The 14,564-nt window shown below is 58.7% G+C and carries 10 protein-coding genes; 4 read left to right on the top strand and 6 right to left on the bottom strand.

The window, feature by feature from the left end:
- The first annotated feature begins 314 nt into the window (after nucleotides 1-314).
- Both LTH96_RS05600 and LTH96_RS05595 read left to right on the top strand, forming a co-directional pair.
- Nucleotides 315-1,433, top strand: coding sequence for a competence protein CoiA family protein (locus LTH96_RS05600; RefSeq protein WP_370644410.1), 1,119 nt, complete (start codon nucleotides 315-317; stop codon nucleotides 1,431-1,433).
- Between the two features lie 245 nt (nucleotides 1,434-1,678).
- Nucleotides 1,679-2,014 (top strand): hypothetical protein, encoded by a 336-nt coding sequence (locus LTH96_RS05595; RefSeq protein ID WP_241464756.1) that lies wholly within the window; start codon nucleotides 1,679-1,681, stop codon nucleotides 2,012-2,014.
- A 302-nt stretch (nucleotides 2,015-2,316) separates the two neighbouring features.
- On the opposite strand, the gene LTH96_RS05590 is transcribed toward LTH96_RS05595, so the two are convergent.
- The gene (locus LTH96_RS05590; protein WP_255728000.1) at nucleotides 2,317-3,249 is read right to left on the bottom strand and encodes a restriction endonuclease; all 933 of its coding nucleotides are present in this window, start codon (nucleotides 3,247-3,249) and stop codon (nucleotides 2,317-2,319) included.
- 425 nt (nucleotides 3,250-3,674) lie between these two features.
- Here LTH96_RS05590 and LTH96_RS05585 point away from each other — a divergent pair, with 425 nt between their 5' ends.
- Nucleotides 3,675-5,768 (top strand): DUF262 domain-containing protein, encoded by a 2,094-nt coding sequence (locus tag LTH96_RS05585; RefSeq protein WP_241464754.1) that lies wholly within the window; start codon nucleotides 3,675-3,677, stop codon nucleotides 5,766-5,768.
- Nucleotides 5,769-5,833: 65 nt separating this feature from the next.
- Here the strand turns inward: LTH96_RS05585 and LTH96_RS05580 are convergent, their stop codons facing one another.
- The 5 genes from LTH96_RS05580 to LTH96_RS05560 all read right to left on the bottom strand — a co-directional run bounded on the left by LTH96_RS05580 (nucleotide 5,834) and on the right by LTH96_RS05560 (nucleotide 12,393).
- On the bottom strand, nucleotides 5,834-8,464 hold the full coding sequence (locus LTH96_RS05580; RefSeq protein WP_241464753.1) for a DEAD/DEAH box helicase family protein: 2,631 nt from the start codon (nucleotides 8,462-8,464) through the stop codon (nucleotides 5,834-5,836).
- The gene (locus tag LTH96_RS05575) at nucleotides 8,457-10,118 is read right to left on the bottom strand and encodes an Eco57I restriction-modification methylase domain-containing protein (protein ID WP_241464752.1); all 1,662 of its coding nucleotides are present in this window, start codon (nucleotides 10,116-10,118) and stop codon (nucleotides 8,457-8,459) included. The genes LTH96_RS05580 and LTH96_RS05575 overlap by 8 nt, the downstream gene beginning before the upstream one ends.
- Entirely contained in the window at nucleotides 10,115-10,762 is a 648-nt protein-coding gene (locus LTH96_RS05570; protein WP_241464751.1) for an N-6 DNA methylase, read from the bottom strand. The genes LTH96_RS05575 and LTH96_RS05570 overlap by 4 nt, the downstream gene beginning before the upstream one ends.
- A 204-nt stretch (nucleotides 10,763-10,966) precedes the next feature.
- Complete coding sequence (locus tag LTH96_RS05565; RefSeq protein ID WP_241464750.1) at nucleotides 10,967-12,070, bottom strand: HigA family addiction module antitoxin; 1,104 nt, start codon at nucleotides 12,068-12,070, stop codon at nucleotides 10,967-10,969.
- 14 nt (nucleotides 12,071-12,084) lie between these two features.
- Entirely contained in the window at nucleotides 12,085-12,393 is a 309-nt protein-coding gene (locus LTH96_RS05560) for a type II toxin-antitoxin system RelE/ParE family toxin (protein ID WP_370644397.1), read from the bottom strand.
- A gap of 660 nt (nucleotides 12,394-13,053) precedes the next feature.
- On the opposite strand from LTH96_RS05560, the gene LTH96_RS05555 reads away from it, so the two are divergent.
- Complete coding sequence (locus LTH96_RS05555) at nucleotides 13,054-14,196, top strand: hypothetical protein (RefSeq protein ID WP_241464749.1); 1,143 nt, start codon at nucleotides 13,054-13,056, stop codon at nucleotides 14,194-14,196.
- The last annotated feature ends 368 nt before the right edge of the window (nucleotides 14,197-14,564 follow it).

The raw sequence follows: 14,564 nt of genomic DNA, 5'->3' as shown, positions 1-14,564 counted from the left end.
GCAGCTAAAAACGTTTGGGTCATGCCATGATGAATCATGAATATCTGCCCACAGTGCGCCGGCCCGATACCGACTGACATTGACCGGTCACCTGCTCCTCTCGAAGAGTGTCCTCATTGCGATGGCCGTTTGCCGCTTTACGTTCGCGCTGGCCCGGCTCAGTGGCTACCCCAATGGCGAACTAATGGAACATAGAACGACGGGTCATAGGCGCATGTCCGTGACGCGGCCAGCCCGATAGGTCGCCCTCGTTGCCGCTCACGGCGTTATCCCCCGACAAGGTCCTCCTCGACTCCACAGCCTGCACTGACGAGGTGTGGCAATCGACCTACCGTGCACCTGGACCTGCCCGTCCTCGTTGCAGGGACTGCGACGGAGTCATGCTCGCCAAGGTGTCGCGGAACGGCCTACGGTTCTTCGCCCACCTGCGCAGACCGGAGTCTTGCACCATGGAGGGGGAATCCCCCGCGCACCGGGGTCTCAAGCACCGCATCGCGCTGATGATCCGAGACGAAGGATTCGAAGCAACAGTCGAGGCCACACCTGGTGTGAATGATGCCGGCGGGTGGCGTGCCGATGTACTGGGTACGGCCTCCTCGGGTCGGCGCGTGGCGTTCGAGATCCAGTTGGCGGGCATGACGATCACGGAAGGTCAAGAACGCACCGATCGGTATGCCCGCGATCAGATCATGACTATCTGGGTCTCGACGAAGCATGCGGTCTGGATCAGCGCATTACCAAGCGCCCGGCTAAAACTCGAACCCGAGACGATCACCGCTGACCGCGGTTTGGCCCGCCTCAACGACAGAACCCCCTACTTTTGGACGCCGGCCGGCGAGGTGGACTTCTCACGCGTCGTCCGGGGCCTGTTCAACGGCAGTATCACCACCGTGTCGCACTGGTCCTTCGAGGAGCGTGTCGGGCAGCGTGACTATTTCACCGTCGATGCCCAGCTTCTGGTGTCCGTTGCCGATCTGGCCCGGTGGGAGGTGGTATTGGAGGAACGACGTCGTGAACAAGAGACGCACCGTCGAGAGCAGGAGGCGCACAGTCGCAACTTGCAAGCGCTGTTCGAACGGCAACGACGTGGGCTCCGCATAGGTCTCCAAGACGCGCGCTCCGCCGGCTACTCCCCCCGGGACCTCCGGTACGGGTATGAGAAGGATCAATGGGACGGGACCCCCATAGTCTCGCCCGATAAGCTCTCGAGAGATATCGCTGTCGCGATGGGTGTACCCATTTGGATTGATGACCGCTCAGGTCAGAGGCTCTGGGCCGTCGTTTGCCCGGTCGCCAGTCGAATAGATGACCGAATGGCCCGTCAATGGCGCATCGATGGTGTGCGCGTCTACGCTGAGAGCGCCCGTGAAGTTGCCCGACTCACTGGACCGTTGGAGTGGCTTCCACATCAGATCCGCCAGTTCGCTCATTAGGTGCCCCGCCGCTGCTCTGAGTGCGGAGATCTGTTATCCGGGTCATCTTCTCAAACCGTCAAATATCACGGACCCAAAGCTAGTGCAGGTAAGCGCGAGTCGTGGCGTGCGGTTCATGTTCCTTCCGATCAGAGCTAGAGTCTGCTGAAGGTTCAGGTCGAGTTTCCACTCTTAGTCGCTAAGGGCCTGGTAGCTTGCTGCTACGTCTCCATGAACTGCTGATAATTCGGCTATTAGGAGGAGCCATGAACGATCAGGTGACATACGACATTGCGGAACGTGAACGGCTGAGGCCGCAAATCTTGGCCGCACTACGCAGAGCCCTCCCCAATGCGACTCACGCTGATATCGGCACCATTGAAGAGGAACGGATATACCTCTACGCAACCCTTGTCCTTGACGAGAACGGGCACCGGATCGAGTCAGAAGACCCGGAAGGCGCTGAGAACAAGGCCATGAACGAAGTGCCAGGACTCACGGACAGCATCTTGCGATCCTGGGATGGCTACCCTCTTCATGTCGATGTTATTTCCGGCGAGGAAATCGACTATTTCGATCTCTTCCAGCTAGTCAAAGACTAAGGGACTCTGAGCGGACCTCGATCCTCCCCCGATCCTGCCAGCGGTTCGAACAAGGTAGGAACCATGGGTCTGCCGCACTTCAGTTTCCGAGATGGAGGCGTTCGCTCTGAAGGTCGGATGGTTCTAGCGACAGCGAGCAGTTCGCACGGTATAGAGGACTTCCTAGGCGGTCCTACAGCGCTGCGGCTAGAGAAGCACCACTGACCGGGATCAGACTCCAAGGGGACGTCGAATGCGTGATCCCCATAGAGGATCGGACGTTCAGACTTGGTGAACGCGCGGTTATTGGGCACGCCCGTTACTTACTCAAAAAAGTCTTCGTCAATCTCAACAACAGCGTAGGACTGTTTCACCTGCACCCCCACGCGGTACTTGATCATCAATTCGGCAAGACGCCTGCCATCGATCAGGACAATCCTGGTCGGAACAGCATTCGCATACTCGCGAGCCCCCTGCGTGAACTTGCTCGAGGTAATGAAGACGCCACGGTGGGCGCCGAGCCCATGGAGCGCCCCCATGAACGCCTGGATCGCCTCGCGCCCCACGGAGTTCCCATCGGCGTAGCGTTTAGCCTGAACGTAGATCTGGTCAAGACCGAGGGCATCCTGATCGATGACACCATCCACACCGCCATCACCGGTTCCGCCAATGCGTTTTCCGCGCTGCTCCGCGCCCCCGTATCCCATGGCCAACAAGACACTCACCACAGCATCCTCGAAGAACGTGGGGTTGCTCTCGCGGAGTCGACGCAGCAACTCGTCGGAAACCTCATCCTTGAGCCGCTCGACCCCGGACTCCACCTGTTCAATGGGGTCCAATTCAGTAGCCTCCACCGGTACCGTGGGATTCGAACCCACGGTCCTGGTGCTTGCCACCTCTTGGGGCCAGTAGTCCCGGAAGAGTTGCTGGGCTTCACTGAAACTCAGCGATGCGTCAGGATTCTGCATGAACCATGCGCGCCCCGCCTCAGTGATGCGATACACGGCGCGCTGGGGCCGGTCGACCCAACCCGCCTTGTACAAGTTCGTGAGCGCCCAGCCCACCCGGTTAGCGGCACGCCCGTCACCCGCAGCGATGGTTTCCCCGAGGGCTGCCTCGGAAAGCTCAGCGGACTGAAGGACACGTCCGACCAAGTCTCTGCGTGGTAAAGATTCACCGGAGTTGAGTACCCGCAAAACGTGTGGCAAGAAATGTGGCCAAATCGGAACGGCGGACTCTGCGGGTGACTCGCTCATAGTTCCCCTCGGGATGTGCGGGCTTGGAATGGGGCGAAGAGTTCATCCTCCTGTCACAAGTGACGGCTCTTCGCGTTGAACGGGTGCTGTTGTCTAGAAGGACATCAACCTGATTAGAGCTCATCTTCACCGCAACTGGACAAGAGGAGTGCCGGACTGCCGATCGAGCACCAATCGGACAGTAGGTTTTTTCCAGAGCAGGTTCGACGAGGCATGGCTGCATCCTCCCAGCTTAGAAGGATGCGGTCTCAAACCTGCGACGTTTCATGATCACCCACCATGAAACGTTGCCGAACCCTCTAGAAAGGGGCCTGGGCAACCTGTGCTGACGTCAGTCCCGGTCAACCCTTCACTCCACGGTGGGAGCAGCCTGTCAGTGCAAGATGGGATAGTGGGGGAAAGTCCATCTCTGAGAGAGGCTGTCTATGCCGGAAACATTCGGTCATCACCCGTGGTCTGTTCAGGAGCTGGTGAGCGGTGTTTCCTCCGGCCAAGTCCGCCTGCCCGATATTCAGCGTCCGTTTGTCTGGTCCAATTCCAAGTCGCGTGACCTCGTCGATTCGATGTATCAAGGGTTCCCCGTCGGAGAGCTGATGTTCTGGGAGAACGCCGGCGAACACCACTCCCGCACCATCGGAGTCTCGGACAAATCCCAGTCGGCCTCCATGCAGGTCATCGATGGACAACAACGACTGACGTCCCTCTACGCCGTTGTCACCGGCGAGAAGGTGCTCCGTGAGGACTACTCGCAGGAGCGTATTGTCGTCGCTTTCAATCCTTTGACCGAGCGGTTCGCGATCCCAGACTCGGCTATTAAGCGTTCTCCAGATTGGATCCAGGACATCCGGGGTGTCTTCTCTTCTGCGATCGACACCCGTCACGAGTACATCGCAAAGTTGGAGAAAGCCCGCAGCGTGGAACGCCTGAACCGGGACGAGGAACGGGCGATCGAACTCACCGTCAACCGTCTCGCCCAGGTTCTCAACTATGAGTTCCAAGTTGTCCAACTCAAGAAGGATGTGCCGCGCGAAACAGTGGCCGATATCTTCGTGCGCATCAACTCCGAAGGCGTAAAGCTCGCCTCCGCTGACTTCATCCTCACCTGGCTCTCTGTGTTCTGGGAAGAAGGCCGGCAAGAGCTGGAGGACTTCGCAAGAGCTTCACGGTTTACGGCTCAAGAGATGGCCCGCATAACCGACACGAAAATTACGTGGACACCCAAGAACCCCTATCTCACTTTGGATTCGGGACAGATCCTGCGGGTGGTGGTTGCCATCGGCAACCGCCGCTCGCGTCTGCAAGATGCTTACAACGCTCTGCGTGGACGCGATCCCCGCACCCGACAAATCATCCCAGAACATCGGGACAGGGAACTGGCCAGGCTTAAAAGCGGCCAGACGCGAACCCTCCACCCCAACAACTGGGACGAGTTCCTGAAGGTCATCGAACGCGCTGGCATCCGCACCGGCTCGATGGTCACCTCGAAGAACACTTTCCTCTACGGGTACGCGCTGTGGCTGATCGGGCGCACCGAGTTCAACGTCCCAGTCGATGAACTCCGGGAGGTCATGGCGCGCTGGTACTTCATGGCTCAAATCACGGGACGCTACTCGACCAGCCCGGAGACCCGCGGCCAGGACGACCTCAATCGGTTGGAAGGAATTGGACAGACTCCGCAGGATTTCAGAGAGGCCATCAACATTCAGATCGAAACCACCCTCACAGAAGATTGGTGGCTCGTCAGCCTGCCCGAGGATCTGCACACTTCAAACATGTACGGTCCTGCCCACACCGGTTACGTAGCAGCGCTGAACATCCTCGACGCAGATGCGTTGCTCTCTACCCTGAAGGTCAAGGACTGGCTCGATCCCTCTCGGACATTGGTCAAAGGCATGGAGAAACACCACCTGTTCCCGCAGGACCACTTGCGCAAGAACCTTGGATACAGCGCTACCCGTCAGATCAACCAGGTTGCCAACCAATCCTTGGTCGAGTGGTCCGACAACATCGACATTTCCAACAAGGCCCCCGACGAGTATTGGCCCCAGCAAGTGGGTGACAAGTCGATCGGTACAGAGAGGCTCGCCCGGCAAATGTGGTGGCACGCCTTGCCGGACAACTGGATGCAGATGGACTACCAAGGCTTCCTCGTAGCCCGGCGTAAGCTCATCGCAGCTGTGACGCGGGAAGGGTTCCGGAAGCTCTCGGATCCGAACTACACCCCGCAGCCGCCGAGGTCTCCCCAGGTGCTTCCGGAATTGGTGATGGAATCGTTCGATGAGCTGGTCTTGGCTGGCGTGATACCCCCGGGTACACCGCTAGTACCGACGGACGGGCGTACGGAATCTATTGCTGAGGTCACTCAAGACGGCACTATTCTGCTTAATGACACGGAGTATCGAACACCCGAATCAGCGGCCCGAGCGGATGGAGCAGAGGACGCCGACGGATGGGAATACTGGACGGCTCGGTTTGCTGAACCCGTCCTCCTCTCGCAACTGCGAGTCGTCGAAATCTGAGCGTAGAGACTTCCATATGTGCGCAGCAGTGCCTTAAAGGGCGACCCCCGAGCCGAGCACGGCCTTTAGGTGATCACATCCATGGTCGGCGATGCGGTCCTGGCTGCTGCCTTCGTTCTACGCTCGTCGAATTCGGGATCTTCCCCAACTTCCACCACAGTGTCATAGAGCCCGAATCGCCGGAGTCCCCGGTGTGACTCGATACCGGTGTAGGACAAGGATGCTTCTTCGTAGCGGCGGAAGGCGAAGACAGCTTGGTTCATGTGGGTGGCGTTAAAAACTCCGAGGGACACGAGAAGGTGGAAATCGTCGACGGTGAGTCCGGTGACTGCCTTAAACAGTTCGGGCTCCAATTTGGTGATGACGTCGCGGAGGGTGTTCTCGCGGTAATCGGTGAGGTACATGAACGCCGGGATGCGCGTGGCGAACTTGATGAGCTTTTCCTGAATCTGCTTCCTCTTGGACTTGTAGTCCTTCTCCTCAGCGCTGAGCTCCTTCTTTTCCTTGGGGGTGAGTGTCTCACCCCGCTCTTTCTTGGCGTCGGTGACCGCCTCACTCTTGTTCACAACAGTCTCGAAGATCGAGCTTCCTAGCGCACGAAATCCTTCGATGTTCATGACAGCATTCATGGCGGTCTGGCTACCCATGATCTTGCGGAGCGTCTCGTTGTCGACGTTGACAAGGATCGCGGACTCCCATTTTCGTGCCAACAAAGTCGCCGAAGTTCCGGCCATAGCGATATCGAGAATGCCACCGGCATCGACCTGGGTCATGTTCGACCCGTCGTAGGCCAAAACAGGCAAGAAACTGACCAGCTCCTCGATGGAATGTTCGGGATTGATGGCTTCCGGCGCGAGCCCATAGCCGTAGTCGGAGATTTGACGCAAGGCCCGGGTAGGGGCGAAGTCGAAGACGAAGCAGACCGGTTTCAGAACCACTTCCTTGCTGGGATCGTCGCCGTGGGGGTTTTTGATGGACCAAGGAGACTGCACTCGGAATGCTGCCTGGAAGTAAGTCTCCGGTGAGTCGAGGTTCCGCAGCATGAGGATCGAGGACCACTGCTTCACGGTCACACCGGTGGTGAGCTTGCCGCACGAAAGGGTGATGGTCTTGGTGCCGTGGCCGTCTCCGATGGCATCCCTCACCGGGGGCAAAGCCGCCAGGCCAATGCCGGCATTGGGGCCTGCAACGGTGAGGACCTGGTAGTCGTGCCAGAAAACGTTCTGGCGTTCGGTAAGAAGGTTGGCCATCGCCTCGCATGCTGCGACATTGGGCAAGAACCAGAACGAATGCTGTAGGTAAGGCAGGAGACGCGCGTCAGAGTACGGGAAGGGCGGTCTAGTCCCCAGGTGCATTGCATCGACCTGGGTGGGTAGGTGTGCCCCGCGGATAATGTCGAGCCACTTCTGCACGTCATCCTTGTGCCTGAACTCCGAGTGCGCGCCGGTTCCCTCGGCGGCGAAGAACTCGTTAAGGTCGAACTCGTCGAACTCACCCTGGTTAGCGACGGCGACGATTTCATCAGGCATCTGGTAGGTCAGCAAGCGCATCTCCGGTAACGCCCCGTAGGGGTTCCACTCGCCGGGGTAGGTTTCCGCGTACTCCAGCTTCGCGCGTTGTTCGTCGGTGTAGGTCCAGTTGAAGATCTGTTCCTCGATGAACTCCCCTGTCGCCAGGGCTTTGAACGGGGTGCCGGAGAGGTAGAGGTATGCGTGGGTGGTGATTGGGAGGAAGTCGCCTTCGGTGTTGCCCAACTCGTCGAGTTCCTCGTCAAACGCCTCGAGCGCGTCCTGACTCTGGGCGGCAAGTTCCTTTTTGGCGACCGCTGCGTCCTCACCCTCGAAGAGCTCCTTGGCGCTGTCCCGCCAGGCACCAAAGTGATACTCGTCGAAGATCACCAGGTCCCAGTTCGCGCTGTGCACCCACTCGTTCTTGGCCTTGATAGCGCCGGTCCTTTTGTCCCGACCCAGCAGGTCCTGAAACGAACCGAAGTACACCAGAGGGCGGTCAGGGTCAACAAAATCGAGTCCGTGCGCGGTCGAGGCTGAATGATATTGCCAGCCATCGAAATCGGCATGGGATTCCAGATCAGTTTTCCAAGCGTCGGCCACGGCGGGCTTGAAAGTCACAACGAGCACGCGTTTAGCGTCGAGCTTCTTGGCGAGCTGGTAGGAGGCAAAAGTCTTGCCAAACCGCATCTTCGCGTTCCATAGGAAGCGCGGCACTGCCTCGGGGCTCTCATCCCAGATCTCGCGATAGTAGCCGTATGTCTTGTCTACGGCATAAGTCTGTTCGGGCCGCATCGCGAATGTCTCGTGGTGGGTGCCGGTCACCTCAACCCCGGTGCGCACCTCGAGGATCGCCGTCAACACGTCCGCTGGCGAACAACGTACCCACTCCCGAGAAGAACCAAACCTGGGATTGACGAAGCCCTTGTCGATAAGGCGCTGGCGAACGTCGCTATCGCGGAAGAGTGAGCCGTCCTCACGTTCAGCGAGCACATCAACATGCAGGACGTAAGACTGCTGCATCTGTCCCTGGGACTCACGAATCCGATCATTTACATCGGCCTTAGTGGTTTGGCCGATCTTGATCAGTCCGGCATAGTCGTTCGGCGGGTGGGCCGGTGCCCAAGCGTAGATCCTTAACCGGGCGGTGGGTTTCGCTGGCATCAGTTCCTCGATGCTCTTACTCATCGTCGTCTGCATCCTGAGCTGCATCAAAGAGATCGTCACTGTGTGCGGCGACCTGAGACTCTATGAAAGCGATCTCCTCGCGGGTCAACCCGTATCGCTCGTAGAGCAACGCATCGGTCCAATCCCGATCCAGCGGAACATTCGGCACGAACGCGTAAACATCTCTGGTTGCGTGCTGGGTGGACTTACGTAGTGAAACCAAGAAGCGAACGAAACGGGTTCGGAGGTAAAGCGCGTACCTCGTGGCTTCTTCCTCGTCGTCAAACTTGCCGGCCACTAGATAGGTCTCGGTGCAGGCAGTGCCCGGTCCGACAATAATCGGCTTGGAGAGGAACTTAGTTTCCACGGCAGCACTCGTGCCCTGTACCGCGGTCATGAGGACCTTCCACTTGTTGACCCAGGCGTCATTGAGTGGGATTTCCGAGCGCTCGACCCAGGTCACTTTTCGCGAACCAAAGAGCTGAATGGGCTCGTTGATACCGTGGCGGGTCTCCCTGCCGTGGAAGAACGTCCGGAGCCCAAACGGTTTGCCACTCGAGACTCGGCTATCGAGGGTCGGTTCATTCTTTGCCCTGATCTTCTCGAGGATCGAGACGGCCTCATTACGGCGAACGAGAACGTCGTAAGCGTCGAGGTAGCGAGAAACGGGGTCGCCGACCGGCTGGCCGTCCCATATTGTTTGGATGGTGCAGGGGCCGTTGTAGTCGCGATCCCAGAGGAAATAAGACACACCACCTCGGATCTTTACTCCAGGAAAGGCTTCGTAGAGCTTGGGGTAGTCGACAATGCTCTTCATGCGGTGGTCGCCAAGCATTCTCCTGCGGTATTCATCAAGCCCCTTCCCGCCGGCGAACCAGCGTGAGGGGGTGACGAAAACCGCGAATCGGGGGTCGAGCTCGAGGGCCTTCTCCACAAACTTCTGGTAGATCGGGGCCGCTGAAGAGCCATGCCCGCCGTCACTGAGCTGGTACGGGGGGTTACCGATGATCACGTCGAACTGCATGTCTTCTCCGAACAGCTCAGCAATGCGAGCCTTGGCGTCGTCTGTGTGGATGAGAGCGTAAGCATGGGTTTCTAACCCGTTGCCACGCCCATAGTCTTCTTCACCGGCCCCGCAGTATGTACACCTCCGCTTGGCATAGACGGCGATCTCCTCACCGGTGAGCGAATCCGTCAAGAACTCGCGTTTGCCGCCGCCCCAGGTGTGCTCGGTGCGTTGGAACCAAATGTTCCCGTTCTCTGTGGTGAAAGATTGGGCCACCGAGTGCGGCCCGTTGGCGTACTTGGAGCAGTAGACGCTGCGTCGGGCGAGGTATCCCGTTAGCTCCGTGATGGCGATGCCATAGACCTGCCGCGTGAGGATGTGGTCCACACGCTGCTCTCGGTCCGGAATTGTGGGGGTCAGACCCTCGGTAAGACGGCGGACGATCTCGCGGAGGAAGACGCCGGACTTGGTGAACGGGTCAAGAAAGGTCACCGTGGGGTCAGCCCACAGATCGGCACCGTGGTTAGCCTCCGCCCAGGCCGTGGCAAGCACGTCAAGCATCCTGCTGGCCATCTCGGGCGGGGTGAAGACCTCATCGTTGGAAAGGTTGGCAATGCAGGTCAGGACATCGGGGTTATAGGCCTGAAGCGCCAAGGGCGCCTGACTCATATGGCCACCTGCTTGGCGATCTGGTGAACAGTCATGATCGGGTGAGTTCGAACCGCTGTGAAAAGGTCTTCTTCAGCGATCTCTCCGAACAAGGTCCCCTCGAACGAGGCCCGCTGCGTGAGATCTGCGTAGCGAAAGTCCCGACGCTGAAACTTACCTTTACCGAGATATCCCCACTCAGGGAAGGTGATCGGTTCACCATCGGGGAGAGTCATGGTCAACGCATCGCCCTGGACGATGTTGGCCTCAAGGACCCAGCGGGCGACTCGCGCCCATTCGTTGTCCCTGTCGACGTCCAGGAAGCTGTTGAACACGGCACAGAGATTGTCACGACACTCCTGCGCGTTGTCGGACAGAAGCTCAATGCCGTAGGTGCACATCAGTGCAAATAGGGCGTAATGCCGCTTTTCGAACTGGCTCTTACCGTACCTGACTTGCACGGTGACGAGCTTGTGAAGCAGAACCGGAACCAGAAAGTTTCCCGAGCCGCATGCCGGCTCCAGGACCCGCGCGTCGATACGTCCTGTTTCACCCTTCACAAGGTTCAACATTTCCACAACCATCGATGCGGGTGTGAATACCTCACCGTGGTCGGCGACCCGCTGCTTGGACTTGACCAGGCTCTCTGCCTCCTTGAGGCTCATTGTCGCTCCTTCAGCTTGTGCTTGGCCATCTCTTGAACAATACGATAAACGGTCCTGCGGTCGACGTAGAGAAAATCTGTGACCTCAACGGCCTGGTCGTACGTCGTCCCCCGGCTGCGTAGGTCTCAGCGGGTGATCTCGGAGCTACAGCTGGCGCCACATTCACCTCATTGACGACGAGATAGCTTCCCTTAGGCGGCCAAATCAGACTGGACTCAATGCGGCCCAACGCTCGATGTGTGCCGTCACAGTCGGTGCATCACGCACCAGCGTTGTCTTCCACGACAAACGCCCACCATTCTGAAGCCGACCAACGACAACGATGGGGTGTACACCTAATTGTTCCGCCTGCGCACGGACCCATGAGGAACTCACGCGTTCAGGGATGACGGGGAGATCACCCGGTATGGCGAGAACGCTAGCGAGTTGATCGGCCTTTCCTTCCGCATCGAGCTCACTCTTGGTGGCATCCTTTACGTCGCTACTTTTGAGGTCGTCGAGGATCGGCACTCCGTCGTCGTTTAGGTGACCTTCAAGGACGTGTGCGACTTCGTGCAGGATCGTGAATAGGACAATATCGAGTCGCTTGCCGCGCCCCGAGATCCCTATGACTGGCGTCCCGTCCACCGACATTGCACAACCATCGAGCTTGCCGCCAGGGAAAGCTTCCACGTAGACGAGCTTCACTCCGACCTCGGCGAACAAAGCTTGGAAATCTGAGAACGCCTCCGGCTCACAAGCCATCCCCGAGAGCTTGTAGGCAAGATTCTCAAAGGCCTCACGGTCGTAGGTCGGGACGGTGAGCGAGGTGGCACTCAGCTTCACGCAGGCGACCCAGGCGCGCTGTAGGACAGTAACTGTCTCGTCCTCATTGCTCCGCCGAGCCGCCCACTTTAAAGGCACAGTTTCTCCGAGGAGACGATCGACCTCACGCGACTGACCCTCAAGGTCCGTGGCCTTGATGTACCCACGCTTCCGGAGCAGCGAGATTGGGGCCTTTTTTCGTAGCTGCGCGCGCATCTTGACCGCATCAAGATTCTCACGGGTCTGCGCGTTCTGGGATTGCTTCCAGAGCAGGTAGGAGTCTTGAAGGCTCAACCAGAACTCAACCGAGGTATCCAAGGCTGCCGCGATCTGTGCCGCAGACTCCCGAGTGATTTCCTTCTTGCCGGAGATGATCTCGGACACGAACTGCGTCGGTCGCCCCAGCACCTCGGCGAAATCAGCCTGGGTCCACCCACGCGCCTCAAGCTCCTCAGCAAGGTGCTCCCCTGCCGGAAATGCCTCCGCCATGATCGGAGTGCTCACGACTTCACCTTCTCTCAGTGGTAGTCGACCATTTCAATGACGGTCACGACGCGCCCATCGTCATCGGTTCTGAACCTGATGATAAGTCGGAACTGCTTGTTGATTCGGATAGAAGACGTCTCAGCTCTGTCCCCCCTGAGCTGCTCCAGTCGGAGGGAACGCATCGCGCGCAGATCACGTTCGTCAGAAGCCGCGTGAAGTACCTGAATTTTCCGTCGGTAGGCCCTAACCAGCTCTGGACCCCACCGCTTTGGTGCGTAGGCAGCATCCTCAGCCATCCGTCGAAGCTCGTCATCTTCAAAGGCGATGCGCAACAGATCCACCTAACCCAGCCGAATAGCGCCAGGTCCACGCTAGCCTATCAACCACTCAATTACTCGGCTTCATCTCGTCACCCCTTGTGTGAATCACTGTATACGAGTAACTTGGTCAATACAAGGCTGCGGTCAGCAAAGTCGGCGGCCACCGCCCTCACGGATCCACTCGGATCGAGACAGAGGCAGTACTGGTACTCGAATCTATTTAAGCGACGGGAGGTAAGTCAGTGGGAAAAGGCAGCAAACCATCGAAGTCGATGCTCTCGAAGGCGGGAGCAAAGCTTGCGTCCAATTCAACAAGCAAGGCTGTGAAGTCCAAGGCCGGCTCAACACTCGGAAAGGGCTGATCGGCATTCGTCGGAGCTACCCATCAGCGGATGGGTAGCTCCAACACACCGATGACGCTCAAGTTCTCCACTCTCAGCACGACCTCGCCCCTCCTGTTGAACCAGCACGCGCTAGTCGCGCGGGTCCATCACTTCCTTCTGCACCAAACCCGCCTAGCGTCTTCCAACCCTTGGGTTGCAAGACGGTGGATGAGACACCTCTCCCCCGGCAAAAATACGGGAGTTCTCGCGGTCGAGGGTGGCCTGCGCAGTCTCGCCCGGATCGGGTAGTCATCACCAGCTGCGTGACACCTGAGTCTGTCGTGCCACAATCCTCTCTATGGAGAGAACCGGAGCACCATGGGTGCGTGGAAGAGGACTCGAACGCCTTCTGGCCCAAGAGACCAACGTGTCAGACCTCATTCAGTTCCTGAGTGACCGTGACCCGGCCCCTTGGGAACCACTCGTCGGGTTCGTCCCAGACGACCTCGTTCGGGAGGTATCTGCCGCTAACAACGCCGACCTTTTGCTTACCGCCGGCTCGAAGAGCGCAGTAATTGAAGTGAAGCTTGGCCATCTGATGTCTGCCCAACAGCAAGACAAATACGAAGCGTTGGATCCGGATCTCGATCTCTACCTGGCGGCACTCGGCGCAGATGAGGTGCGCTTATCAGAGGTCTCCGACCGCTGGAAGTTCTTGAGTCTGAGCAGTCTGTTCAGCGGATGGGAGTCTTCTCAGGACGAGCTCGCACGCTCCCTCGCGCGTGAGGCAGCCACGCTCTTGAAGGAATGGGACCGAATAATCTCTGGGGTGCTCGAGACTGGCGCAGCCGAAGGTGGCTTGCAACTCGATGAGTTGAAGCAGAAGTTCCTCGCCCGTGTCGTCACCCGGCGTCTTGTGAAGGAGCTCCACTCACGTGGGTACATGGCCGTCGCTGGGGTGACCAGCGGTGGCGGCCTTCCGATTATCAAGGCGTGGGCCCCGATCCGAGGCGAAGGCGAGGATCGAACCTTCATCGCCGAGGTCCGATGGCGGGACAACAAGCCCGGAGGTGAACTGCGCTTCGGCGTGGACTTCGACCCTCGCCCGGGGCATAAAGAAGACGAGGAAGTCCGCCGCGCCGCATACGACCTAGCCCACAGCATGGAGCACGACATCGACCACCAGGCTCTCCACGTCCGACTCACGGAGGATCGTTCTGACCTCGGAGAAGCGCTGTCCCGAGGGAAATCTAGCCGTCCGACAGCACGGGGCGATTGGGAAGCCGTCATAGTCCACGGCCTCAAAGGAGCCCCAATGAAGGACGGCGGCAGGAACACGCGACGCAGAACCACACCGGCGTTCTACGGTGACGGTGCACTGAGGTTCCAAGCAATTAGCGACATCGATTTCTCACGCGTCTCAGCCCAGGACCTCGTAGACCTCATCGATCTCACGCTGAACCATCTGTCTTCGACCGAACCGGAACAGTCCATGAGCTAGAGCAGTCACTACCGCGTGTACCGATTTCCTCTTGATCGTCGCGAGGTTGCGGTCGCACGCAAGGAGATCCCGTAGCGGGCACTAATAGGAGTGCCTCTCGCTCCTGGCGCTGAGATCGAACCCTTGCACCAGGAATGCGCAAACCCCGCGGCCGGAGTGTGAGGGGACACTGTTTCCGGACGCGGGGTTTACTGAATCACTCGCACCTTCAAGAGGTAGTCACGACACTAGAGAGCCTTCTTGGACAAGCAGTGTTCGTGGCCTGGGCGCTCCCTGAAGCTAGCAAGCGGGCAGCGCTGGGCTGCGAGAAGGATGCGCACGGTAGAGGATCCCTCAGCGTACAGATGAGGTTGTCAGATGAGGCACGG

The sequence above is a fragment of the Nesterenkonia sp. LB17 genome, from assembly GCF_022565915.1.
Classification (GTDB): domain Bacteria; phylum Actinomycetota; class Actinomycetes; order Actinomycetales; family Micrococcaceae; genus Nesterenkonia.
Note: the sequence above shows the minus strand (reverse complement) of the source record. Positions and strands in the feature narration are given on the sequence as shown.

What these genes read in the sequence shown, in the direction of transcription:
- LTH96_RS05580 (WP_241464753.1), bottom strand. Translation starts at nt 8,464, where the DNA reads ATGAGTAAGAGCATCGAGGAACTGATGCCAGCGAAACCCACCGCCCGG.
- LTH96_RS05555 (WP_241464749.1), top strand. Translation starts at nt 13,054, where the DNA reads ATGGAGAGAACCGGAGCACCATGGGTGCGTGGAAGAGGACTCGAACGC.
- LTH96_RS05585 (WP_241464754.1), top strand. Translation starts at nt 3,675, where the DNA reads ATGCCGGAAACATTCGGTCATCACCCGTGGTCTGTTCAGGAGCTGGTG.
- LTH96_RS05590 (WP_255728000.1), bottom strand. Translation starts at nt 3,249, where the DNA reads ATGAGCGAGTCACCCGCAGAGTCCGCCGTTCCGATTTGGCCACATTTC.
- LTH96_RS05595 (WP_241464756.1), top strand. Translation starts at nt 1,679, where the DNA reads ATGAACGATCAGGTGACATACGACATTGCGGAACGTGAACGGCTGAGG.
- LTH96_RS05575 (WP_241464752.1), bottom strand. Translation starts at nt 10,118, where the DNA reads ATGAGTCAGGCGCCCTTGGCGCTTCAGGCCTATAACCCCGATGTCCTG.
- LTH96_RS05570 (WP_241464751.1), bottom strand. Translation starts at nt 10,762, where the DNA reads ATGAGCCTCAAGGAGGCAGAGAGCCTGGTCAAGTCCAAGCAGCGGGTC.